The 23,543-nt window shown below is 49.0% G+C and carries 23 protein-coding genes; 2 read left to right on the top strand and 21 right to left on the bottom strand.

What is annotated here, in order from left to right; genetic code table 11:
* Positions 1–38 precede the first annotated feature (38 nt).
* From hflX to ndk, 11 genes are all read right to left on the bottom strand, one after another.
* Positions 39–1,169 (bottom strand): GTPase HflX, encoded by a 1,131-nt coding sequence (gene hflX / locus QN379_RS16390; protein WP_322237464.1) that lies wholly within the window; start codon positions 1,167–1,169, stop codon positions 39–41.
* Between the two features lie 39 nt (positions 1,170–1,208).
* On the bottom strand, positions 1,209–1,445 hold the full coding sequence (gene hfq / locus QN379_RS16395; protein ID WP_108439546.1) for an RNA chaperone Hfq: 237 nt from the start codon (positions 1,443–1,445) through the stop codon (positions 1,209–1,211).
* Positions 1,446–1,569: 124 nt separating this feature from the next.
* Positions 1,570–2,913: a ribosome biogenesis GTPase Der gene (der, locus tag QN379_RS16400; protein WP_322237461.1), complete on the bottom strand. Its 1,344-nt coding sequence runs from the start codon at positions 2,911–2,913 to the stop codon at positions 1,570–1,572.
* A gap of 7 nt (positions 2,914–2,920) precedes the next feature.
* Entirely contained in the window at positions 2,921–4,075 is a 1,155-nt protein-coding gene (gene bamB, locus QN379_RS16405) for an outer membrane protein assembly factor BamB (protein WP_322237458.1), read from the bottom strand.
* A 79-nt stretch (positions 4,076–4,154) separates the two neighbouring features.
* A complete protein-coding gene (locus QN379_RS16410; protein WP_322237455.1) occupies positions 4,155–4,805 on the bottom strand; it encodes a tetratricopeptide repeat protein in 651 nt (216 codons plus the stop codon).
* 11 nt (positions 4,806–4,816) lie between these two features.
* Positions 4,817–6,187, bottom strand: coding sequence for a histidine--tRNA ligase (hisS, locus tag QN379_RS16415; RefSeq protein ID WP_322237451.1), 1,371 nt, complete (start codon positions 6,185–6,187; stop codon positions 4,817–4,819).
* 78 nt (positions 6,188–6,265) lie between these two features.
* Complete coding sequence (gene ispG / locus QN379_RS16420) at positions 6,266–7,534, bottom strand: flavodoxin-dependent (E)-4-hydroxy-3-methylbut-2-enyl-diphosphate synthase (RefSeq protein ID WP_322237448.1); 1,269 nt, start codon at positions 7,532–7,534, stop codon at positions 6,266–6,268.
* Between the two features lie 19 nt (positions 7,535–7,553).
* Positions 7,554–8,465, bottom strand: a complete 912-nt coding sequence (locus tag QN379_RS16425) for a RodZ domain-containing protein (RefSeq protein ID WP_323507096.1) — start codon at positions 8,463–8,465, stop codon at positions 7,554–7,556.
* A complete protein-coding gene (pilW, locus tag QN379_RS16430; RefSeq protein ID WP_322237443.1) occupies positions 8,458–9,267 on the bottom strand; it encodes a type IV pilus biogenesis/stability protein PilW in 810 nt (269 codons plus the stop codon). The genes QN379_RS16425 and pilW overlap by 8 nt, the downstream gene beginning before the upstream one ends.
* An 11-nt stretch (positions 9,268–9,278) precedes the next feature.
* Entirely contained in the window at positions 9,279–10,454 is a 1,176-nt protein-coding gene (gene rlmN / locus QN379_RS16435) for a 23S rRNA (adenine(2503)-C(2))-methyltransferase RlmN (protein ID WP_322237440.1), read from the bottom strand.
* 163 nt (positions 10,455–10,617) lie between these two features.
* The gene (ndk, locus tag QN379_RS16440) at positions 10,618–11,043 is read right to left on the bottom strand and encodes a nucleoside-diphosphate kinase (protein ID WP_322237436.1); all 426 of its coding nucleotides are present in this window, start codon (positions 11,041–11,043) and stop codon (positions 10,618–10,620) included.
* 374 nt (positions 11,044–11,417) lie between these two features.
* Here ndk and QN379_RS16445 point away from each other — a divergent pair, with 374 nt between their 5' ends.
* Complete coding sequence (locus tag QN379_RS16445; protein WP_322237432.1) at positions 11,418–12,119, top strand: Bax inhibitor-1/YccA family protein; 702 nt, start codon at positions 11,418–11,420, stop codon at positions 12,117–12,119.
* Positions 12,120–12,235: 116 nt separating this feature from the next.
* Here the strand turns inward: QN379_RS16445 and rlmD are convergent, their stop codons facing one another.
* The 5 genes from rlmD to surE form a co-directional block, all read right to left on the bottom strand.
* On the bottom strand, positions 12,236–13,600 hold the full coding sequence (gene rlmD / locus QN379_RS16450) for a 23S rRNA (uracil(1939)-C(5))-methyltransferase RlmD (RefSeq protein ID WP_322240575.1): 1,365 nt from the start codon (positions 13,598–13,600) through the stop codon (positions 12,236–12,238).
* A 269-nt stretch (positions 13,601–13,869) separates the two neighbouring features.
* On the bottom strand, positions 13,870–14,940 hold the full coding sequence (gene rpoS, locus QN379_RS16455) for an RNA polymerase sigma factor RpoS (RefSeq protein ID WP_322237430.1): 1,071 nt from the start codon (positions 14,938–14,940) through the stop codon (positions 13,870–13,872).
* A gap of 127 nt (positions 14,941–15,067) precedes the next feature.
* Positions 15,068–16,069 (bottom strand): peptidoglycan DD-metalloendopeptidase family protein, encoded by a 1,002-nt coding sequence (locus QN379_RS16460; protein WP_323507097.1) that lies wholly within the window; start codon positions 16,067–16,069, stop codon positions 15,068–15,070.
* Positions 16,070–16,324: 255 nt separating this feature from the next.
* Positions 16,325–17,284, bottom strand: coding sequence for a protein-L-isoaspartate(D-aspartate) O-methyltransferase (locus QN379_RS16465; protein WP_322237426.1), 960 nt, complete (start codon positions 17,282–17,284; stop codon positions 16,325–16,327).
* Complete coding sequence (gene surE, locus QN379_RS16470) at positions 17,281–18,018, bottom strand: 5'/3'-nucleotidase SurE (protein WP_322237424.1); 738 nt, start codon at positions 18,016–18,018, stop codon at positions 17,281–17,283. The genes QN379_RS16465 and surE overlap by 4 nt, the downstream gene beginning before the upstream one ends.
* A 301-nt stretch (positions 18,019–18,319) precedes the next feature.
* On the opposite strand from surE, the gene QN379_RS16475 reads away from it, so the two are divergent.
* Positions 18,320–18,838 carry a polyhydroxyalkanoate granule-associated phasin gene (locus QN379_RS16475; protein ID WP_323507098.1) on the top strand — a complete coding sequence of 173 codons (519 nt, stop codon included), beginning with the start codon at positions 18,320–18,322 and terminating at the stop codon, positions 18,836–18,838.
* Here QN379_RS16475 and QN379_RS16480 read toward each other — a convergent pair.
* From QN379_RS16480 to QN379_RS16500, 5 genes are all read right to left on the bottom strand, one after another.
* A complete protein-coding gene (locus tag QN379_RS16480; RefSeq protein WP_323507099.1) occupies positions 18,798–19,463 on the bottom strand; it encodes a 4'-phosphopantetheinyl transferase family protein in 666 nt (221 codons plus the stop codon). The two genes, QN379_RS16475 and QN379_RS16480, sit on opposite strands and share 41 nt — an antisense overlap.
* Positions 19,464–19,591: 128 nt before the next feature.
* Complete coding sequence (locus QN379_RS16485; RefSeq protein WP_322237417.1) at positions 19,592–20,824, bottom strand: beta-ketoacyl-ACP synthase; 1,233 nt, start codon at positions 20,822–20,824, stop codon at positions 19,592–19,594.
* Entirely contained in the window at positions 20,821–21,606 is a 786-nt protein-coding gene (fabG, locus tag QN379_RS16490) for a 3-oxoacyl-ACP reductase FabG (protein WP_322237414.1), read from the bottom strand. Before fabG ends, QN379_RS16485 begins: the two co-directional genes overlap by 4 nt.
* Positions 21,603–22,325 (bottom strand): hypothetical protein, encoded by a 723-nt coding sequence (locus QN379_RS16495; RefSeq protein ID WP_323507100.1) that lies wholly within the window; start codon positions 22,323–22,325, stop codon positions 21,603–21,605. Before QN379_RS16495 ends, fabG begins: the two co-directional genes overlap by 4 nt.
* On the bottom strand, positions 22,325–23,530 hold the full coding sequence (locus QN379_RS16500) for a beta-ketoacyl-ACP synthase (RefSeq protein WP_323507101.1): 1,206 nt from the start codon (positions 23,528–23,530) through the stop codon (positions 22,325–22,327). Before QN379_RS16500 ends, QN379_RS16495 begins: the two co-directional genes overlap by 1 nt.
* Positions 23,531–23,543 lie beyond the last annotated feature (13 nt).

A 23,543-nucleotide genomic window follows, 5' to 3' on the forward strand; every position in this document is an offset into this window, starting at 1 on the left:
CGATCGTGATCCGGTATAGAAATAGGTTGGAATGCTCGTTAGAGGCGTTTTAACTGCAAATCTTGGGTATTCTCACCTTGGTGTTGCTCGACCCTCGCCGCGTTGCTATCTGTTACAAATTCAGTAATAGCCTGACGCATTAAATTAAGACCGGCGCCAGTTTGAGCACTTACAAAAACACGCTGGATTTTATCATACTCGTTACGCTCTATCCCCGGCTCCAACTCAGCGGCATCAATCTTGTTCCACACCAAAATCTGCGGAATATGATCAGCACCGATCTCTTTCAAGACTAAATTAACTTGCTCGATCTGTTCCAATCTGGTCGGACTGGCAGCATCTACAACATGCAACAACAAATCTGCATGGATTGTTTCTTCAAGCGTTGCCCTGAACGCGGCGACCAATTGATGCGGTAACTCACGAATAAAACCTACGGTATCCGAAATCACTGCATTGGCACCTTCCCCAAGGTAAATTTTTCGTGAAGTCGTATCCAACGTCGCGAATAATTGATCTGCCGCGTACACGCCGGCTTTGGACAAGGCATTGAACAACGTCGATTTTCCCGCATTAGTATAACCAACCAGAGAAATTGAAGGAACGTTACTGCGCCCACGTGCGCGCCGTTGCGTAGCATGTTGTCGATGTAATTTCTCTAACCGACCACGCAATGCCTTAACACGGTCCCCGATCAGACGACGATCAGTTTCAAGTTGCGTTTCGCCGGGGCCACGTAGACCAATCCCCCCTTTTTGACGCTCCAGATGGGTCCAGCCTCGAATAAGGCGCGTCGCCAAATGTTGAAGTTGCGCTAACTCAACCTGCACTTTACCCTCGTGACTCTTAGCACGTTGGGCAAAAATGTCCAAAATCAAGCTCGTCCGATCAAGTACACGCACTTTTAATACGCGCTCAAGATTGCGTTGCTGTGCAGGGGACAGTGCATGATTAAAAATAACGATCTCTAGCTCATCATCATGCACAGCATCGGCAACTTCCTGCGCCTTGCCTGAACCGACGAATAACGCGGCATCCGGCGCCCCTCGCCTTCCGGTGATGGTGATGATTGGCATCGCCCCCGCCGATTTTGCGAGCAAGGATAGTTCTTCCAGACTTGCGGCAAAGTCACCTTTGCCGAAGTCCACGCCGACTAGTGCGGCGCGCATGGGGGGAGTCGAATAGCTGCCCAAACTGACAGCGATTGATTATTCTGCGTCTGCTTCAAGATTAAGCGTCACAGCCCGTGCAGGAACAACAGTCGAAATCGCGTGCTTGTATACCATTTGCGTGACGGTATTGCGTAAGAGCACAACGTATTGATCAAACGATTCAATATGACCTTGCAGCTTAATACCGTTTACTAAATATATCGAAACCGGAACGTGCTCTTTACGTAAGGCGTTCAGAAACGGGTCTTGTAACAATTGCCCTTTATTACTCATGGCTACTCCACTATGTTGTTGTGATTAGAAGTCAAACAGACCCCGCCTTATTTGACGGAGCTTCTATGTATGACTCGGTGGTGTATGACGAATGTAAACGATTTCTCACATTACTGCCAACGAACTATTTTACCGGACGTGCAAACGGGTTTTTCCCCGACTTGAACTCGATACGTAATGGAGTCCCAATTAGTGAAAAAGTTTCACGAAAGTATTTTTCAAGATAACGCCTGTAGTTGGCATCAATCGCTTCGAGTGAATTGCCGTGTATCACGACGATCGGCGGGTTCATACCACCCTGATGCGCATAGCGCAGTTTAGGACGGATTGAGCCCTTACGTCGCGGCTGCTGATGCTCGACGGCTTCCAGCAATGCCCTTGTTAGTTTCGGCGTTGTCAAATTCGACATCGCGGCAGCGTACGCAGCATCGACAGACTTCATCAACGGTGCAATACCGGTAGACTTCAAAGCTGATATGTAATGAAATTTTGCAAAAGAGAGAAAATTCAGTTTGCGATCAAGATCAATTTTAATTTCATCGCGGCGCTCGCTGGTTAAGCCATCCCATTTGTTAATGCCGACCACCAACGCACGACCTGTTTCCAAAATGAAACCCGCGATATGCGCATCTTGTTCAGATATGTCTTGTTGCGCATCAAGTAGTAACAACACCACATTCGCTTCGGATATCGACTGAAGCGTTTTCACGACCGAAAATTTCTCAATTGCTTCGAAAACCTTACCACGCCGACGAATTCCGGCGGTATCGATTAACGTATATTGGGTGCCATCACGCTCAAAAGGAATTTCAATAGAGTCGCGAGTTGTTCCCGGCATGTCGAACGCAATTACGCGCTCTTCTCCCAGCAAGGTGTTAACTAACGTTGACTTACCGACGTTAGGACGACCTACAATCGCAATTTTGATACTTCTCTCATTGCTGACCGGCTCTTCAACTTCTGGAGGACGCTGCGCAAAAGCAAGATCAAGCGACTCTTCCACCAGATCCGCAACACCATCACCATGGGCAGCAGAAATGACATACGGATCGCCCAAGCCTAACTCATAAAACTCTGCCGTGACGGAGGTGTACTTCATTCCCTCAGATTTATTCACGACCAGCATGACTGACCGGCCCGACTTGCGTAGAAAATCGGTGATGGTCTTATCGTGTGGCGTCAATCCTTGGCGGCCATCTACGATAAAAATGACAACGTCAGCCTCGGCCACCGCTTGTTTGGTCTGCTTTGCCATTTCATGCATGATGCCATCTTTGGCGACCGGTTCGAAACCGCCGGTATCGATGACCAAAAACGGCCGCTCGCCCATGCGACCCTCACCATAGTGGCGGTCACGGGTCAGGCCGGGCATATCGGCAACCAACGCATCGCGCGAGCGCGTCATGCGATTGAATAAAGTCGATTTCCCGACGTTTGGGCGTCCTACAAGTGCGATTACTGGCTTCATTAAGTTGTTACTCTGTCGCGAATGCGATCAATGTCCCTGATTTAGTTTGAAAAATTACATTCGAGCCCACAACAACAGCATTGGGCAGAATCGCGCTTTTATCGGCACGAACACGACCGATCAATGTCCCATTCGCACGTGACAAGAAATGAATATAGCCTTCGAAATCGCCGACTACTACCGTGTCACCTAATACAACAGGACTCGTTAGGCGACGATTCGCCAATTCCGTATTACTCCACTCTGCGGTCCCGCTATCGACCGCAAATGCGCTTACTCCGCCATGCTCGTCGGCAGCGTAAAGACGCTGATCATCTCCTCCGACGCCCACATCACTGGAGAAATTTTTAACCCAGTGGGCAGCGCCGGAGCCTGCATCAAAACATCCAACGCGACCTTGGTAAGCGACTGCGCAGATGTCACGCCCGACCAAAAGCGGCATACCGGAAGCATCTGCAACCCGTTCCAGCTCTGTCGTACCGCGAGGATCGCCAATTGCCATTTCCCACCATGGTCCGCCGTTGGTCAAATTCAATGCAGACAAACGACCACCTGGCAATGCCACGAAAGCAGCTTGCGGGACAATCAATATTCCAGGCGCAGACCGCAAAGTAAGCGATGGAACGCTGCGTTGCGCTGTCCAGCGACGCTCACCTGTCTCTGCGTCAAAAGCCGAAATTCGATTATCCAGACTGCGCACAATCACCAAACCCTGCCCGACCGCTGGTGACGACAATATTTCACTTGATGCTTGCGCTTTCCAGCGTAGTTTTCCTTCAGCATCATAGACTAATAACGCGCCTTTTTCGCCAGCTACTGCGACAAAGAATCCATCAGTACCCACTCCCGCGGTTAATTTCATGCCCGCGTTGATGCGCCAGACCGATACGCCCGTGGATGCGTCGATGCGACTGATGACACCATCCGCCGATGCCGCGTAAACGCTCGTACCTGAAACCGCTGGCGAAAATGTATAAGTGCCCGCACCACCCACCGAAGCTGTCCAAACGGTCCGCACCGTAACAGCAGGTTTAAACGTCACTAGCGCAGCTGGTGGATTACTGGGTGCTTTGCCAGCGAACAATGAGCATCCTGACAACACAAGCACCGCACCAGCACATGCAAATTTTACGGCTGTACGGACTTTTTGCAATTTCTGCATTTGTTTCCTTTTTTGCGAAAATTTTCTGAGCGAATCTTTTGATTTTTATAAAACTTTTTGTCTATAAATATTTAACAGATCAGGCAGCAGCCTTAGCTGGCGCCCCACCAATCGCGTCCAGCTTTATTTGAATCAGCTGTCGTCCTGGGTTACCTTGGACGGCCTTGTCGATGGCTAATTGGTAAGCGACGCGCGCCTCATCAAGTTTATTTTGAGCAACCAAAATATCACCTTTACGATCTGCCAGCGCACTGGCAAATTCCGGCGATACATCTCCGGTCAATACTTTTAGCCCTTCGTCATACGCATTTTGATCAAGCAGGATACCGGCCAAACGAATTTTAGCAATTGTCTTGTACTCTTCTTGCCGACCATGATCAATAACCCACTGTAATTGCGCCTTGGCGCCATTCAGATCGTTCGCGTCAAAGGCAGCTTTCGCAGCAGTCATCCCTGCCATCTCTGCGTAGGCTGTACTACTGAATTTTTGTTGCATATCCGCTGCTGCGCGCTGTACTTTAGCATTATCTTTGGCACCAACCGCTTTTTGCATCTCCTCATACAATTGCGATGCTTGCGAAGCCTGACTATTTTGATAGTACTTCCAGCCACCCCATCCGGCATAACCGGCGAGCGCAATGATCACCACCCAGGTAACGAGGTTTCCATACTTTTTCCACCAGTCGTTTATGGTCGCTAACTGTTCTTGCTCTTCAAGATTAAATGCCATGATAATTTACTTTAATGGTGATAGTGAACGTGCTGGTGGTCATGATCGTGCCCGTGATGATCGTTTCCGACTATCTGATCTACCAAATAGTCAGTGACGCCGTCAAAAGGCACGATGGCCTGATTACTGCCATCCTCTTTAGCGCCAATTTCGGCGCGAAGTACTTTGACTGCAGCGGTATTATTCGCGATTTCATCGTCACCGATAATAACGGCATAGGCGGCACCGCTGGCATCAGCCCGCTTCATCTGCGCCTTAAAGCTTCCTCCTGAGTTTGCCGAAGCGCAATGTAGCACAACATCCAATCCGGCACTACGCAAACGCTCAGCTAACACAAACGATTGTAATTGCGCGGCATCCCCTTGATGCACCAGATAAACGTCACACTCATTACGTGTTACCGGCTCACCACTAGCCCGCATCAACTCTAATAACCGCTCAACACCCATCGCAAAACCGCATGCCGGTGTCGATTTTCCGCCGAACATTTCGACCAGCGGATCATAGCGTCCACCACCACAAACCGTACCTTGGGAGCCGAGTTGATCTGTCACCCATTCAAAAACTGTACGATTGTAATAGTCCATACCGCGCACCAAACGAGGATTGATAGTGAACGGAATGTTATTGTGATTGAGTATTTTTTGTACGCCATCGAAATGGGCACGCGAAGCTTCACCCAGATAATCGAGCAATTGCGGCGCGCCGTTGACCATATCTTGCATAGCCGGATTTTTGGTATCCAGAATACGCAAAGGATTGGAATGCAAGCGACGTTGCGCATCAGCATCCAGCACCTCGCTGTGCCTCTCAAAATAAGCGATCAAGTCGACGCGATGCCGATTTCGCTCTTCGGCGTCACCGATTGAGTTTAATTCAAGTTTAATGTTGTCGAGCCCCAGGTCATCCCAAAGACGCTGACAAAGCATGATAAGTTCTGCGTCGATATCCGGTCCAGTGAAGCCAATTGCCTCGGCACCGACCTGATGGAATTGACGATAGCGCCCACGCTGTGGACGTTCGTGGCGAAACATAGGGCCGCTATACCACAACCGCTTAGGGCCATCGTAAGTCAAATTATGCTCAATCGCAGCGCGAACGACGCTCGCGGTACTCTCTGGGCGCAAGGTTAGATTGTCACCATTCATCGAATCAGTAAATGAGTACATTTCTTTTTCGACGATATCGGTAACCGCGCCAAGACCGCGAGAAAACAAAGCGGTAGGTTCGACGATAGGGGTACGAATCTGCTGAAAGCCGTAGCTTTTCAGGACCGACTCCACTGTATTTTCAAACAGCTCCCACAAAGCCGCATCAGCAGGCAGGATGTCATTCATCCCTTTTACGCCAACAATTTTTTCAACTTTTTTAGATTCGGACATTCTTTTTAATGCTCACTTAAGTATTCATAAATTTGATGAGGCTTGATACTAAACAGCGCTGCACAACTTGGAACTTGGCTACTCCACAGCTTGAGTGGCGTAGCGTTTTTTAACATAATCGAGCACTATGCCCTGGAATTCCTCAGCAATTCGCTCCCCGCGCAACGTCATCTTTTTTTCGCCATCAATAAAAACTGGTGCGGCAGGAGATTCTCCAGTGCCGGGCAAACTAATCCCGATATTCGCATGTTTGGATTCACCGGGACCATTTACGATGCAGCCCATGACTGCGACGTTCATGCCTTCAACCCCGGGATAAGCCTTTTTCCACACTGGCATCTGATCGCGCAGGTAAGTCTGAATTTTATCTGCCAAATCCTGAAATACAGTCGAAGTAGTCCGCCCACATCCTGGGCAAGCAATCACCATTGGGGCAAATTTACGCAAGCCCATTGTTTGCAATATTTCTTGCGCCACAACAACTTCTTTCGTACGGTCACCACCCGGCTCAGGGGTGAGTGAAATCCTGATCGTGTCGCCGATTCCTTCCTGCAACAGTACAGACAATGCGGCTGTGGAGGCAACTATCCCTTTACTTCCCATACCAGCCTCGGTCAGTCCTAAGTGCAGAGGATAATCACAGCGATGCGCCAATTCGCGATACACCGCAATCAAATCTTGCACTCCAGAAACTTTACACGATAAGATAATACGATTTGCCGCCAGACCCAGCTCTTCTGCACGAATGGCATTTTCGATAGCAGACGTCACTAATGCTTCGTACATGACTGCCTGAGCACCCCACGGTTCATCTCGTTGCGCATTTTCATCCATGATGCGCGCTAATAGAGCTTGATCAAGGCTGCCCCAATTTACACCAATCCGGACAGGCTTATCGTATTTACAAGCTATCTCGATCATTTGGCCAAACTGGGTGTCACGCTTGGCACCTTTACCAACATTGCCCGGATTAATCCGATATTTAGACAACGCTTGCGCGCACTCGGGATAATCATTGAGCAAGGTGTGGCCGTTGTAATGGAAGTCCCCTACCAACGGGACATCAATTCCCATTTTATCAAGTTGCTCACGAATAGCTGGCACGGCTGCCGCCGCTTCCGGCCTGTCGACGGTAATACGAACCAATTCAGATCCTGCGCGCGCCAGATCTTTGATCTGAATCGCTGTTCCAATGGCGTCCGCAGTATCTGTATTTGTCATAGACTGCACTGCAACGGGCGCACCGCCGCCGATCAATATTTGACGCTTACCATAACTGACAATGGCTGTGCGACTGATGCGACGAATACCGGGACCAGAGGCTATTGGAGAATTCAAATCCGACATGGATGGTTCGCTTTCAGAATTATTTCAGATTCAGTCGGGCAATATTGTTTTTAGTGCCAGCTTTCAGATCGACTGCTTCACCACGCAAAGTCACATCAACGCCCGCTAAATTACCAATCACAACGGACACAGGCTGATCAATATCAAATGTTTCGGTACTACCGCCTTTTCCTACGCGAGAGAAAAGAATCTTTTTATCGGCACGCCTTATTTCAACCCAGGAATCCTGCTTGAACGTTAATTTTAAAATATTAGCTCCCGCTAGGGCAGCTGGAATTGCAGCGGTTGCCTCTTGTGGCTTGACCGCTGCAATAACGGCATCGAGAGGCGCTAAAACACTTTCAGTAGCAATCACCGTATGACTATTTGATGCTGGTGCGGCGGGCGTGTTTACTTGGCTCGACGGCACCCCATCCTCTACATGATTCGCAGCCGATACCGGAGCTGTTGCTCCGAACGGTCGACGCAATGAAGAAAAACCACCAAACTCCGCCACTAAAATACCGATCAAAACTAAAGCAATAGCGCCGAAAATCCAATTGTAAGGAATTCGATTACGCCCCCCCAACAGTAGCCGCGACTCAGAAAAAATCGTCGCGCTGGTAGGTTGCTTGCCCAAAATTTGGGTTTTTACCGGCATGACAGGCACGGTGCTCGGTAAAATCGTCGCTGGATCCAGTCCTAACATCTTTGCGTAGGACCGAATATATCCACGTGTCATCACAATAGTCGGCAAGGCAGCGTAGTCGTCAGCTTCGATCGCCTGAATTTGGCGCGGTGCCAGCTTCAGCTGGTTGGCGACATCATCGATAGACCAACCATTTTGCTGACGTTTATACGCCAGTTGCATCCCTACAGAGGCTACCTGATCACTACCCTGAATTATTTCCTCGCTGGTGATATTAGTAATAGTTTGGTCCGGCTCACTCATCAAAAACTCCGCGCTGATAGGATCCATATTCTGCAGATCCTGGATAGACTCGACGCAACTGCGTCACCAAATTTGTTTCCGCTACGCGATCACCCAACTTACGTTCAACCTTAATGGCGCTCCATAAGACATCCGCACTCAGTACGTCTATTTTTGTGACCAACGTCATATAAAAACGCGCCCGCTCAGTGTCATGGCGATCTGCGGCAATCAAAGCCAGGTTAACGTTAGTCAGAGGGTTGCCGGCGTCAAACTGAAATGCTTGCAAAAAATACCGTTCTGCGCTGATGCCATCCCTCAACTTTAGGCTACAGACACCAGCGTTAGTGAGCGCCTTAGCGGGAGAAAGATAAGAACGACTCTTCAATGCATTTTGAAAATAAGCGATTGACTCTTTTTCTCGTCCATTTTTACAAAGAAACCAACCATAGTTATTGGCGATATCAGGATTGTTAGGTGCTAACTTAAGCGCCCTGAGCAAATTATCGTCGGCCAAGCCGACTTCGCCCATGTCCATATAGATCAATCCGCGCATGCCATAAGCATCTGCGTTCTCAGGATCTGCGGCGATCGCCTGTTTCACTTCATCCAGCGCTACTTCCAACTGACCCTGACCATAGTAACCAACCGCCAATTCCAGGCGGATACGGGCACGCCGCTGCGCTTCAGTCAGATCAGAATTGGTTGGAAGTTCGCGGCGCGCGCCCGGTTCGGTTTTATTCGCAAAGTTGCCACCAGATGGCGATGTACAGCCCGCCAACAACGTCAACATCGCAACGGTAGCCATGATGAGAATACTCATGCACCTTGATTTCACTCAGAGACCTCAACAATGCGACCGAAATTTTTACCAAATTTTTGCTGATACTCGGCCATTTTTTGCATGCGCTCCTGGACTTTGGTGCGGTCCTGCACTTCTCCGGCTAGCTGCCCGCATGCGGCATCGATATCATCGCCTCGCGTCTTGCGTATCGTTGTGACGATTCCGGCATCCATGAGGATCTGTGCAAATGCTTTTATCCGCGGATTATTAGACCGTTTAAGACCAGACTCTGGAAACGGATTGAACGGTATGAGATTGAATTTGCAGGACACTGCCTCGCTACCACTGCGTCCCTGGACCAGAGCGATTAACTCGCGGGCGTTAGCATCACTGTCGTTAACGCCGTCTAACATACAATATTCAAATGTTACAAAATCGCGCGGTGCAAACTCCAGATAGCGTCGGCAAGATGCCATCAGTTCGCTAAGTGGATACTTTTTATTTAGTGGCACTAATCCGTCCCGCAAAGCATCGTTGGAAGCGTGTAATGAGACGGCCAACGCCACAGCACAATCCTGCGACAACTTGTCAATCATCGGTACCACGCCGCTGGTTGACAACGTAACGCGGCGGCGAGAAAGGCCGTAGGCGTTATCGTCCAACATCAGTTTCAAGGCAGTAACGGTCGGTTCATAGTTTAGTAATGGCTCGCCCATGCCCATCATTACCACGTTGGTAATCTGGCGCTCACCTTTTGGACCAGGGTCAATATTTTTTGATTTGCGGAGCTCAAATTCAGCCATCCATAACTGACCGATGATTTCACCCACGGTCAAATTACGGCTAAAACCTTGCTTGCCAGTTGAACAAAAACGACAGTTTACGGCACATCCAGCCTGAGTCGAAATGCACAGCGTGCCCCGATTTTCTTCGGGAATGAATACCGCTTCTACAGCATTACCCTGTCCGACATCCAGCAACCATTTGCGGGTGCCATCTGTGGAAATATGATCACTAATTACGGCCGGTGCGGCGATCATCGCGCGCGTGGCCAGTTTGTCGCGTAAGGACTTGGCCAGATCGGTCATTGCGTCGAAATCACTTGCTCCGAACTGGTGTATCCAGCGTAGCAATTGCTTAGCGCGAAACGGCTTCTCACCCAATTCGCCGCAATAGTCGACAAGTTGCGCAGGGTCCAGATCCAGCAGGTTGGTGAGAGCTGTCATGACAGATTCCATCTAATTGTTGATCCGTGTGCAAATGCAAAAAATGAATGCAAATGTCAGGCGGATCAACGTACTACAACTTACTAACTTATCAATTATCTGTGCTTCATTGCACGTACTGACTTGATACTTATTAACACCTTACTAATTCGTGCTTTGCGAATTAACGTGAGTACACGTTCAAAGCAGGAAAGAAATAAGCGATTTCAACAGCAGCTGTTTCAGCGGCATCGGAGCCATGAACTGCATTTGCATCGATCGAATCTGCGAAATCAGCACGAATCGTGCCTTTATCGGCCTTCTTTGGATCTGTCGCGCCCATCAGGTCACGGTGCGTCAGGATAGCGTTTTCGCCTTCCAGTGCTTGCACAATAACAGGACCAGAGATCATGAAATCAACCAGATCCTTGAAGAATGGACGAGCAGCGTGCACAGCGTAAAAACCTTCTGCTTCGGCGCGGGACAAATGCATCATGCGCGCAGCGATGATTTTCAGGCCAGCTGTTTCAAAACGGCTGTAAATTTGACCGATGACGTTTTTAGCGACTGCGTCTGGTTTGATAATCGATAGGGTGCGTTCAATTGCCATTTAAAAAAACTCCAATAATATAGAAAGGTCAAACTGGTGTAAGTTATTCAATTACATCTTCAATTGCATTGATACTAGACGGTGCTAGTCAGAACTATGCGAAATTGGCTGAAATTGTGTTAGGTAAAATCATGCATTAATGCCATGTTTTAGAAGGATTGTTTTATAATCCAATCAACCTTAGATTTTACCACGAAACACCTGCAAGAGAACCATATCACCGCGACCTAACACCCCAATAGAACCTCTGACGCTGAAAACTGTCTGAATTAACGAACGACCTATAAGGCTTGATGGCCGTGGCAAAGATAGTCTTACCACAACGTGCTATGCTACTTCCAGCTTATGTTCACGCTGTTAAAAAAGGGATAATCATGAATTCAAATCAGCAACATCGTTACGCACCAACGGGCACCACCGCAGGTCTAAGCGGCGTTCGCAATCGCGTGCTACGTAATACCTATTGGCTACTCGCGCTGTCGATGATTCCAACAATTGGCGGTGCCTGGGTTGGCGTACAACTCAATTTCAATCTATTCTCCGGCAATCCGATGATCGGATTTGTTGCGTTTATGGCAATTGCTTTCGGATTCTTCTACGCTATTGAAAAAACCAAAGATACCGGCTGGGGTGTAGTCGTCCTGTTAGCCTTTACGTTCTTCATGGGTCTGATGCTGACGAGACTGATTGAACATACGCTCAGGTTTTCGAATGGTGGAACACTGATTATGATGGCGTTCGGCGGTACCGGGATCGTATTCGCAGTCATGGCAACAATTGCTACAGTGTCCAAGCGCGACTTCTCTGGCCTGGGGAAATGGTTGTTTGCTGGTTTGATCGTTATAATAGTGGCAAGTGTGGCGAATATCTTTTTACAAATCCCAGCACTTTATTTGGCAGTATCAGTCATTGCTATTGCGATTTTTTCGGCCTACATCTTATACGACGTGCAACAAATTATTAACGGTGGCGAGACTAATTATGTTCGCGCAACATTAAGCATCTATCTTGATGTTTATAATATTTTTGTTAATCTCTTATCGTTGCTAGGGATTTTTGGTGGCAATCGGAACTAATATTACATTTAATCATTTAGCTGTAGACGCGAAATACCTATTCAAAAGCCAACCGTTTGAGGTTGGCTTTTTAACGTTTATACATTTGTAAAGGACTTAACAATTTGCAATTAACGCTATGCGGTCGCTTCAACCAAATCAAATACGGCAATCGATTCGACATGGGCCGTATGCGGAAACATATTAACGACACCCGCCTGAGACAATCGATATCCGCCATGAATTAACGTCCCAGCATCACGCGCCAATGTTGATGGACTACAAGACACGTACACAATGCGTTTCGGCATAAGGTGACGATTTGAGTCTGCCAATCCGACTATGGCTGCACATACTGCCGCCGCACCGTCCCTTGGCGGATCAATTAACATTCTGTCGAATTTACCGAGTGCAATAAAATCTCCAGTGGTGGCCTCGAAGAGATTCCGGCAATAAAAAGTGGTTTTGTCGCCTAATTGATTGACGACCGCATTCTCTCTCGAGCGCACAACTAACGCCTCGCTACCCTCGATGCCAACCACTTCTCGTACCAGCGTTGCGAGTGGCAACGTAAAGTTACCTAAACCGCAAAACAAATCAGCAACCCGCTCTTCCGGCAATAAGCCCAACAAACGTATTGCTTTTGCTACCAATACACGATTGATCTGATGATTGACTTGCGTGAAGTCAGTCGGCTTAAACGGCATGCGGATATTAAATTCAGGCAACGTGTAATACAGATCGCTCTGCGCAGGATAAAACGGCGCTGCTGTCTCTGGCGCCCCGGTTTGGAGCCACCACTGGACCTGATACTCATCGGCGAACGCCTTCAGCTTAACTTCATCCTCCGCGCTCAACGCCGCCATAATGCGCAATACCATCACAGTGACTTCGCCTTGCGCATTTTCGCCCACCGCTAATTCAATCTGCGGCAAGTGTTCGATGATGGTCAGTGAGCCGATCAATCCACGCAACGGCACTAACATCGCAGACACCTTTGCGGGCAAAATTTCGCAACTGGTCATGTTGGTGACGTAGGGCGACTTTCTCTCGTGAAATCCAACTAGAACGCCGCCTTTTTTAGGCACGTTCCGCACAGAAATCCGAGCGCGATAGCGATATTCCCATGTTGGCCCATAAATTGGCCGCAGCATGAGATCCGCTTTCACTTTGCTGATATGCCAAAGGTTATCTTCTAGTACACGTTGTTTTATGGCAACCTGGGCGTTCGGCTCTAAATGTTGCATTGCGCATCCGCCACACACACCGTAAAACTGGCAACGTGGCTTTATGCGCGAGACAGATTCCCGATGCAATGCTGTCATCGTAGCGAATTCCCACTTCTTTTTTTTACGAAATGAGTGAAAGCTAACATTTTCTCCTGGAAGGGCTCCTTCAACAAAGATCACTTTGCCTTGAGTGCCGTCTTCATTGTGCAGGTGGCCGATTCCCCGGGCATCCATGTCGAGAGATTTGATATCAATAGTGATGTCTTGATGCATAAGAATAGAAGTACATTGCTTATGTCGTCGCATTAAACCCGCTCCGTATTTCTCTATGCGGCAGAAGTATCATTCACATGGGCGAAGCATCCACATTCGGCGGCAAAGGAAATCCGCGCCAGAATCTGCTGCTCACCATCTGAAGTTGCTGCACAGGAAAAGGAAGCGATTTTGAAGGAACAGCATAAAACGAGATTGGGAAAGGACCGAATTATAACGACTATCCGACGTAAGTCATCTGTCCAATTAGCTTTCAGGATCTTCCAAGGCTAAAGAAAGGCGTCTTTATCCACCCCTTTTGCTCCTAACAAGCGCTTCAGCTTTATTAATGCTTCCTGCTGAATTTGCCGGACTCGTTCACGCGTGACGCCGATTTCAACCGCTAGCTCTTCTAAGGTTGAAGGATCATCATTATCCAGACCGAAACGACGCATGATCACATTGCGCTGCTTGTCAGTGAGTCTTTCTAGCCAAACCCGTACCAGAATAGATGTCTCTTTTTGTTCAGCACAGGCATCAGGATGTTCTTCAGTGGCACTCGGCAACAAATCCAGAAGACTGGCCAATGGATCTTGATCTAACGGTGCGTCTAGCGATGTTGCATGCTCTGAAAGCGCTAATACTGCTTGCACTTCATCCACAGGACGACCTACTAAATGGGCAATGTCTTCTGCATTCGCATCTTTGCCATCATGATGTTGTGCTTCAAGGTGATATTTGGCCCGCAAGATTTGATTTAATTCACGCACCATGTGAACCGGCAAGCGGACAGTGCGCGCCTGATTCATAATTGCCCGTTCAATGCTTTGCCGTATCCACCAGGTCGCATAGGTCGAAAATCGGAAGCCCCGTTCCGGCTCAAACTTGTCTATGGCACGCATGAGACCGAGATTACCTTCCTCGATCAGATCAAGCAAGGTAACTCCGCGATTGATGTAGTGTTTAGCGATTGAAACAACCAAACGTAGGTTGTGCTCAATCATCTTTTGGCGAGCAGGAAAATCCCCTTGCTTGGCCAGTGTCGCGAAATGTACTTCTTCAGGAATGGTGAGGAGTGGTCGGGTACCAATTTGATTAAGATAATGCTGCGTGGTATCGGTGGACAATTCGGCCGCTAATACTTTTTTCAGCTCATCAACACCATCAACCACGACCACGACACTATCACCGGCATCAAGATCATCAATACCGGCTTCGATATCTTCCGCCTCGCCATCATCGCTCTCCTCGAGCGCTTCTTTTTCAGCGGTGGTGTCGAGATCACTGATAATGTCATCTGGCACTTCTCCAGATGACACTTTATTTTGATCACTTTGTCGAGCAGGAAGGCGCTTGTTCATTTAGCCGTTCACTTGGTTAATTACACAGTTGACAACCTCTTTGAATCCGATACCCAATAACAACAATGCACCATCAAACTGACTTGCTAACCTTTATTTGCCTCTATTCTATCGTGCTGCTTATAGATTAGCGACCAGGTAAAAATTTTGAGGGATCAACTGGCTTGCCTTGCTGGCGAATTTCAAAATGCAGCTTGGTCGAATCACTATCCGAATTTCCCATTTCTGCGATCTTTTGCCCCTTGCTGACAACTTGTCCCTCTTTCACAAGAATAACCTTGTTATGCGCGTACGCGGATAATAAATTATTGGTGTGCTTAACGATCACCAGATTGCCATAACCACGAATACCGCTACCAGCATACATAACCTTACCTGCCGCGGCCGCTAACACAGGCTGCCCCGTTTTTCCGGCAATATCAATACCCTTTTTACCTTGATCGAATCCCCCCAACACCTTGCCTTCTGTTGGCCACATCCAGTCTACGCGGCCATCCTCTGTCGCAGAGGCGATTGGTGGTGAGATCGCTTTCTCGTTATTTTTCGTTGGATCCGGTTTTACTTCTGCGCGGGAGTCTGGCTTCACATCAGGCCGACTATCAGATGCCGATGGTGGAGATGGCGCATCCGGTTTTTGCAATTCCGCCAGCGCGCTGTCCGAATATGGACGCTTGTCGCCGCGTGGACTTGTTTTATTACCGCCATTCATCGTGCCATTTGCACTGGAAGAAGCGGAAGGCGCTGTGCCGAGCGGGCGGACATCGACCCCGGATTCGCTCGAAACGTTACCGACTTGTGCGCCACCAGCCAGACTGCTGCCAGCCTCAGGAGGTTGAACCCGCAGCACTTGATCAACCTTGATGTCGTTGGCGTTATTGAGATTATTCCAGCTGACAATATCGCGATAACTTTGCCCGAACTCAAGTGCAATCCGATACAGCGTATCGCCCTTTTTCACTGTGTAATATCCTGGGCCGCTAACCCTGGGTGCCTGAGGCGTATTAGGAGCCGCACTTACGTTCGGGCCACCGACTCTGCGATCTACTACGGGCGCGGGTGTTCGCGTCGTGCTACATGCAGCAATTGAGCCGACGATTATTCCCAGCAATACAAGGCGTGTTTTCTTCATTCTCATTACATTTTTATTTGCGACGTATCGCGGTTAAGATCGATGCGGTTATTTGTAGTAACAGACAACCGATTAAACACAACATTGAACGCCATAGTATTTCATGGATTCAATATCCGATCATTTTTCGTTTAAAAGTTTTAAAAATTTGTTACCAGCAAGTCTTTATAGACCGATGTTGGCCAACCATCGCTGCCGGGCCGCTATATTCTGCATCTTCTGGCTTTTTCGTTATATTGCCGAAGACTGCTCAGCTCATGCGATCCCGGAACGCAACGGCACGAAATGGCAATCTTCGAGCGTAGTGCTGGTCCAGTCAAATTTAGTGATACGCTGAATCAACTGAAGAACTTGATGACGCGAACCCACTGGCGCCACCAGTCGACCGCCTATCGCCATCTGATCCAGCAATGCTTGCGGCACTTCAAGCCCAGCGGCAGCTAAGATAATTCCATCAAAAGGCGCCACTTGCGGCAGGCCAAGCATACCATCTCCGTAATGCAGTCGGATATTTGCTACACGCAACGGTCGCAAATTACTTCTCGCTAACTCATGTAAAGGCTTGATCCGTTCAATCGAATAGACCTCTTTTGCCACCAAAGACAACACCGCGGCCTGATAGCCGCAACCGGTTCCGATTTCCAATACGCGATTGAGCACGCCACCTTGCTGATTGTCGCGCATAACCTCAATCATTCGGGCAACAATATACGGCTGTGAAATAGTTTGATGGTGGCCGATGGGTAGCGATGCATCAATATAAGCCTGACTAGCCAGCCCGGGCTCCATGAACATGTGCCGCGGTACCGCCTCCATTGCCGCCAGCACGCTGACGTCTCTCACACCCAGCTTCGCAATCCGCGCGACCATGGCTTTACGAACTCCCTCCGACACCAACGTCGTAGACCGTTTATCTGTTGAATGCTGGTTAGTTTGATTGGTTTGGCTGGCTAGATTGTGCTGGTTACCGGGAGTCGAACCGGTCTTCTTGCCCGCATTACCCGCCGATGCTGAAGGATTAAAATAGGGTTGTTTATCAGAGGCAGAATTAAATGCCGCTTTTGGCGGAGCCGATTTAAGATTATCGTAAGCGGCATTTCTAGTCGCAGTTTGGGGAGTTGCAACGACACGATTGGAACCCACGCCGGAAGACCGCGATTTAGTGTCGACCACCGATGACAACGTCAAGGGGAAACGCTTTGGCGCTTCCGTCATGACAAATCCTTGGTAAGTGCGGCCAGTTGCATCGCATGGGTTAAATCAATCTGTAATGGCGTAATCGAGACATGCCCTTTTGCGATCGCATGAAAATCGGTCCCTTCGCTGGCATCTTTTGCTGCACCTGCAGGACCAATCCAGTAAATTTCTCGCCCGTGAGGATCTTGCGTCTTGATGACCGATTCAGAAACATGCCGTTTACCCAGACGTGTAGCCAGCGCGGGCTTCAATTGATGGTATGGAAGATTCGGAATATTGACGTTTAAGAGATAAGGCTGCGGCATAGTCGCAAATCGACGCTCGACAATCTCACGCGCGACCTTAGCTGCGGCGTCTAATTCTTCCCAACCCTTACTTACCTGCGAAAACGCAATCGAGGGAATGCCGAACAAAAATCCTTCGGTAGCAGCCGCGACGGTACCCGAATACAAGGTGTCATCTCCCATATTCTGACCTTGATTGATCCCCGAAACAATCAAATCGGGGCGAAAATTAAGCATCCCGGTCAGTGCAATGTGCACGCAATCCGACGGTGTTCCATTGATGAAATAAAAACCATTTTCGGCGCGATGAACCGACAACGGACGATCTAGTGTCAAAGAATTAGAAGAGCCGGATCGATTGCTGTCTGGCGCGACCACCACAATTTCCGCTATCGGTGTCAGCGCATTTGCCAATGCAATGATGCCCGGGGCCAGATAACCATCGTCGTTGCTGATGAGAATTTTCATACAAGAATTTTACCTGAAGCCGCCCTTAGGTTAATGGAAGATTTGCTTGTTTTTATGTGAAGTTGTCAATAAGCCCAAAAAAATATGATTTTGGTTCCATTTAATGTTTTTTAACAAAGCAGCACTCTTATGGTGCACCGCAACAAATATCTCACGGGAAATCAAAAAAAAGAGTATTGTTAGCGCTAACAGGCTGTGTTTTGTGCTTTCTCGGCAACCATAGAGTCAATACACATTGAATGCGCACGGAGCTTTTTCGATATGCTTTTGCGGTATTCAATGATCTCATTTAGGAGTTACTATGAAATCCAACACAAACCGCTTAACCCAAGCAAGTACTACAGAAAATCCCTATACCGTATGGGGCGACCTGGCAACCCAAACGCGTGAAATGATGACAGCGTCCGCGCAAGTCATCACACATCGCAGTGTTCGTATGGCAATGGCTGGCCCTGTACCCAATCAACGCGATCAGGAAGAGTTTAGCTTAATGGGACAAGAAAAAATGGATGCACTTTCTGAGTCGGCCCATGCCATGACAATAAGGATGCTGGGCTTGCATCAGCAAGTGGCGAAACTCGCAATTCAGGAGTTATTGAACGGCACTAAAGAACTGATTGCCTTTGCGACCGGCACTTTCTTCAAGCCCATTCCAATCGAAAAAAACAAGCTCATTGACCGGCATATGAAACAGTCCAGCAATTTACTGTCGCAGTTAAACGCCTCAATTGCAGAGGTTGCTCAGACCGGATTGTACCCATTGCACTCAAGAGCGACAGCTAATGCAATACGGTTGGCAAAGCTTGAAACGGTTGAGTAAAAGCTTGATTAAAGCTTACATCAGTTTCGGGCAATCCATCAGCCTGCAGCGCCCATGCGAATGGAGAGTCACCAGTTAATTCAAGCAAAAGCGGCTTTGACACCGCATATCTGCTGCACAAGCAGATAGCGAGCTTGGAGTGTAGAGGAGAGTATAAAGTCCAATCCGACCCGGATGTCAATTTTATGCCATCACTCACCAAGGCATCCTCGCTCCACGGACGGTCGGCGCTTGACCTCATTTTGTACAACGCCTCCCGCTCGCTCCAAAGAGCATAAAAAGCTGCTTTTTTTTCCGCGTCCTTGTGCTGGGATAGCCATTGGTTCTCGGCGCAGGTAAATGCAATGTCTCCTAAAGATGTAACATCACGACTGGCATCCAGCGCCTCAATATCAAGGCCAAGCGGCGTATCAACGCTCACCGCGCAAGCAACCCAGCCACGGCTATGAGATAAGCTTAAAAAAGGCAGATCGATAATTTCCTTAGACAATCTGTCTGGAAGCACCGGTAACGGTGCGTTATCTTTACGGTCAACAACGCCTATGTCAGTGAATGCTAAATTAGCTAGTCGCGCAACGGCAAACCGTAAAAGAATCCGCCCTATTAAAAACTCGCGCTGCCGCATTGGTCTGATAAAACGGCGATAACGTTGTTGTTCAGCTTCGGTCAGACAGGCGAGCCACGGCGCAAGTATGTGGTCCGGCCAATGACGCCCGTCGACCAACCAAACTGAGGCGGCACGCATAAATAGTCTTATCCAAATCTTTTAAAAATCAATGACGTATTAATTCCACCAAACGCAAAATTATTCGACATAAAATAATCGCACTGAATGGCCCGCCCCTCATTCGTGATGTAATCCAGATCAGCGCAGCGCGGATCTAATTCGGTCAAATTGATTGTCGGGGCAAACCAGCCTTCCCGCATCATTTCAATACCCGTCCATGCCTCTAAAGCACCGCATGCACCGAGCGTATGGCCGGTATAACTTTTCAGCGAACTTATGGGAACCTGATTGCCGAATACCTGCGCCGTGGCGTGAGACTCAGCAATGTCACCTTGCTCTGTACCCGTGCCATGTGCGCTGATATAACCAATTGCAGACGACGATAGAGCCGCATCCTGCAGTGCTAACTCCATCGCAATGCGCATCGTATCGGTATTGGGATGCGTTACATGGCAACCATCACTGTTGGTTCCAAATCCGACTATCTCGGCGTGAATTGTTGCGCCGCGCGCACGTGCATGCTCCAATTCCTCCAGAATGAATGTTGCGGCACCTTCACCGATCACCAAGCCATCGCGTTTCGTGTCAAATGGTCTCGGCGTCGATTCAGGCATGTCGTTGCGTATGCTGGTCGCAAACAAGGTATCAAAGACTGCCGCTTCGGTCGCGCACAACTCTTCGGCACCGCCAGCAATCATGATGTTTTGCCGACCACTACAAATCGCTTCATAGGCATAACCAATGCCTTGACTACCTGAAGTGCATGCACTGGATGTTGTTATCACGCGGCCGGTCACGCCAAAAAACACACCAATATTCACTGGCGCCGTATGGGCCATCATCTTGATATAAGTCGTCGCGTTGATCCCTCTTGTCGAGCGCTCTTCCATCATCTTGCCGAAATCACCTATCGCTTTGGGCGTGCCCGCGGACGAACCATAAGCGATCCCACAACACCCATTTTTGAGTAGTGGATCATCGATGAGACCTGCATCAATCAACGCCACTTCAGTCGCTCGGGTTGCCATCAATGCGACCCGTCCCATGCTGCGCATCGTTCGCCGCGTGTAGCGATCAGACAGCGTAAAGTCTGTCGCCGGTGCGCCCAATTGGGTGTTCAATCCATCATAATCGGCCCACTCTTCCATCCGCACGATCGCGTTACGATAACTGCCCAGACGCGCACGGATACTTGTCCAATCATTTCCTATCGGGCTGATTCCTGCCATTCCGGTGACCACTACGCGACGCCGCGTCATGCCATTCCTCCATTGACAGAAATCACCTGACGCGTGATGTAAGCGGCATCAGTTCCCATCAGGAAACACACGGTAGCTGCAACTTCTTCCGGTTTACCTACACGCCGGGCTGGAATCATTTTAAGTGCCTCCTCAAGCGGAACATCTGCGATCATGTCGGTTTCAATTAAACCCGGTGCGACACAATTAACCGTAATGTGGCGCTTCGCTAGCTCGATTGCCAGCGCCTTGGTAGCACCAATGATGCCGGCCTTCGCAGCGCTATAGTTGACTTGTCCGCGATTGCCGATCAATCCCGATACTGATGCCAATGTCACAATGCGACCTGGCGCACGACGATGCACCATCGGCATCACTAGCGGATTGAGAACATTATAGAATCCATCCAGATTGGTCTTTAACACCAGATCCCAATCTTCACCCGACATCGCGGGAAAAGCATTGTCTCGGGCCACACCGGCATTACACACCACACCGTAATAACAACCATGCTCTGCGATATCTGCCAACAAAATATCAGACGTACGCTGCCGGTCACCGATATCACACTGCAACACACGTGCCTGACGACCCATCGCACGTATTAAAGCGGCTACCGCTTCCGCCGCATCGCGCTGACGATGACAATGTAATACGATGTCATAGCCCTCTCGTGCCAATCGCAATGCAATGGCCTTACCGATCCCACGGCTTGACCCGGTTACCAGTACCGACTTGCTTAAGTTGTCGGCTTTACCATTGTCGGCTTTACCATTTTCATTATTTACTATTGCCAACGTCATTCCACCATTCCTTCAAGAAAACCAGTCACATCATGCGGTTGAAACACGGTAATAGTGGCACGCACTAAAGGCCGCATATTGTTATCCGCTTCGCCAGCAAGATCAAACAGCGTCCCTGCAACCTCACCGCGCTTCATTTCGTCTACGCTATCGGTGGCGTCATAGATTGCGCACTCAAATGATCCGAGTCCATTATCGGCCTGCATAAGTCGTTTTACCAAAATATGCAATACTGCGCCCAATGGAAAAAAGCCACAACTTGCCTCATAACGTCGCGTGCCAAGCAAAAATCCTACTTTTACCGGATTGCCATCGATGCGTGCCTTATAACCAGCAAAAGCTGCAATAGCTTGCGCCATATATTCCACGCCAACCCAACTTCCAACACCATCGGTTCCCATAAATAGACTATCTGCTCGAATCACCACCTCAGCGCATAAACACTCTTCGTCAGCGAAAACAAACCGATCAAGCAAAACCATCACACCCGAATGTGGCAACAAACTCTGAATATTCGGTGGTGCAAAACGACCAGATGCCACACCATCCGTTGATAAAATTAAAAGTGATGCAAGCTGCTTTTGTGCAGGTTGCATTTTCACTGCATTGATTACCTCATTGATTACTCCATCAACCGCTTGATTCATTACTACACCGCCAGGCTCTATAGAAACCTGACTGATATCATCACTGTCAATTTTGCAGGAAACCTCGCCCATTATTCGCGTCCCATCACCAGCGCTGCGTTAGCGCCACCAAATGCAAATGAGTTACTTAGCGCCCAGCGCAATGGATGCCCAAGCCGATATCCTTCAGGTAGTAGATTCAATTCCGCCAACTTGTTATCCGTGACACCATCCCACAAATGCGGTGGTAAATAACCGCCAGAATTGTCATCTTGCATTGCCAGCCAACACAAACCGGCTTCAACGGCACCCGCTGCACCTAAGGTATGACCGGTATAAGCTTTAGTCGAACTTGCGGCGACTCGGTCGCCAAAAATAGTATTCACGACCCTACTTTCCATAGCATCGTTTTGCTGGGTAGCCGTACCGTGCAAATTGATGTAATCGATCTGCGTCGCGTCGACGTTGGCCCTTCTGAGCGCTTGGGTAATGGCAATTCGGGCACCGTTACCATCTGGATCTGGCGCAGAAATATGATAACCATCAGAAGACTCGCCCCACCCGCGCAATGCTACCGTCGCAGGTTTTGCACTCATCAAAAACAATGCTGCACCCTCGCCAATATTAATACCGTCGCGATTGGCGCTAAATGGATTGCACCGCACTTTACTGACCGACGCCAGAGCACCGAATCCAGCTACAGTGAATGCGCATAACGAATCAACTCCGCCGGTAAGTACTACATCAGACAAACCCATCTGGATTAGTCGTGCGGCGCTCGCCATCGCTTTGGCGCTGGAAGCGCAAGCGCTGGAATGCACATAAGCCGGACCAGTTACTCCTAACGCATCGGCTAACATCGCTGCGGCTGATCCCATCTCTTGTTGTCTATAAGTAAAGTTTGGCGGAAATTTTCGATCCGCAGGGTCCACGCTTGCAGTTTTCCCATACGCCGCGTGAAATGCCGCTTCGGTTTCGGCAATGCCAGAGGTACTGGTGCCAAGTACAATCGCTATCCGGTCGGGTCCGTACTGTTCGATGACGGCATCCACTGCTGGTCGTATCTGTTTTAACGCAGCCAACAGCAGTTGATTATTCCGGCTACGATGGGCTAGCGGGTAGTTACCAAGATCCATCGTAGGCAAAACACTTTCCACGCAACCGATCGGCAACGCACCAACGGATGAATAGCGATCCGTCATCACAATGCCGGTTTGGCCGGCAAACAGGCGCTGACGGATTCCGGCATGGGTATCGCCAAGCGCGCAAATAAGACCCAGTTCGTTTAAATAAAACATATTCAAATGACCA

Source organism: Glaciimonas sp. Gout2, assembly GCF_035018905.1.
Lineage (GTDB): Bacteria > Pseudomonadota > Gammaproteobacteria > Burkholderiales > Burkholderiaceae_D > Glaciimonas.

Coding starts and splice junctions, on each gene's coding strand:
- QN379_RS16460 (WP_323507097.1), bottom strand. CDS start 16,069: ATGAAGAAAACACGCCTTGTATTGCTGGGAATAATCGTCGGCTCAATT.
- fabG (WP_322237414.1), bottom strand. CDS start 21,606: ATGACGTTGGCAATAGTAAATAATGAAAATGGTAAAGCCGACAATGGT.
- surE (WP_322237424.1), bottom strand. CDS start 18,018: ATGAAAATTCTCATCAGCAACGACGATGGTTATCTGGCCCCGGGCATC.
- rpoS (WP_322237430.1), bottom strand. CDS start 14,940: ATGAACAAGCGCCTTCCTGCTCGACAAAGTGATCAAAATAAAGTGTCA.
- rlmN (WP_322237440.1), bottom strand. CDS start 10,454: ATGACAGCTCTCACCAACCTGCTGGATCTGGACCCTGCGCAACTTGTC.
- hflX (WP_322237464.1), bottom strand. CDS start 1,169: ATGCGCGCCGCACTAGTCGGCGTGGACTTCGGCAAAGGTGACTTTGCC.
- ndk (WP_322237436.1), bottom strand. CDS start 11,043: ATGGCAATTGAACGCACCCTATCGATTATCAAACCAGACGCAGTCGCT.
- QN379_RS16480 (WP_323507099.1), bottom strand. CDS start 19,463: ATGCGGCAGCGCGAGTTTTTAATAGGGCGGATTCTTTTACGGTTTGCC.
- hisS (WP_322237451.1), bottom strand. CDS start 6,187: ATGTCCGAATCTAAAAAAGTTGAAAAAATTGTTGGCGTAAAAGGGATG.
- QN379_RS16495 (WP_323507100.1), bottom strand. CDS start 22,325: ATGGGCGAGGTTTCCTGCAAAATTGACAGTGATGATATCAGTCAGGTT.
- QN379_RS16465 (WP_322237426.1), bottom strand. CDS start 17,284: ATGACGGAAGCGCCAAAGCGTTTCCCCTTGACGTTGTCATCGGTGGTC.
- pilW (WP_322237443.1), bottom strand. CDS start 9,267: ATGAGTATTCTCATCATGGCTACCGTTGCGATGTTGACGTTGTTGGCG.
- hfq (WP_108439546.1), bottom strand. CDS start 1,445: ATGAGTAATAAAGGGCAATTGTTACAAGACCCGTTTCTGAACGCCTTA.
- QN379_RS16485 (WP_322237417.1), bottom strand. CDS start 20,824: ATGACGCGGCGTCGCGTAGTGGTCACCGGAATGGCAGGAATCAGCCCG.
- bamB (WP_322237458.1), bottom strand. CDS start 4,075: ATGCAGAAATTGCAAAAAGTCCGTACAGCCGTAAAATTTGCATGTGCT.
- QN379_RS16410 (WP_322237455.1), bottom strand. CDS start 4,805: ATGGCATTTAATCTTGAAGAGCAAGAACAGTTAGCGACCATAAACGAC.
- rlmD (WP_322240575.1), bottom strand. CDS start 13,600: ATGCATCAAGACATCACTATTGATATCAAATCTCTCGACATGGATGCC.
- QN379_RS16425 (WP_323507096.1), bottom strand. CDS start 8,465: ATGAGTGAGCCGGACCAAACTATTACTAATATCACCAGCGAGGAAATA.
- QN379_RS16475 (WP_323507098.1), top strand. CDS start 18,320: ATGAAATCCAACACAAACCGCTTAACCCAAGCAAGTACTACAGAAAAT.
- ispG (WP_322237448.1), bottom strand. CDS start 7,534: ATGTCGGATTTGAATTCTCCAATAGCCTCTGGTCCCGGTATTCGTCGC.
- QN379_RS16445 (WP_322237432.1), top strand. CDS start 11,418: ATGAATTCAAATCAGCAACATCGTTACGCACCAACGGGCACCACCGCA.
- der (WP_322237461.1), bottom strand. CDS start 2,913: ATGAAGCCAGTAATCGCACTTGTAGGACGCCCAAACGTCGGGAAATCG.
- QN379_RS16500 (WP_323507101.1), bottom strand. CDS start 23,530: ATGTTTTATTTAAACGAACTGGGTCTTATTTGCGCGCTTGGCGATACC.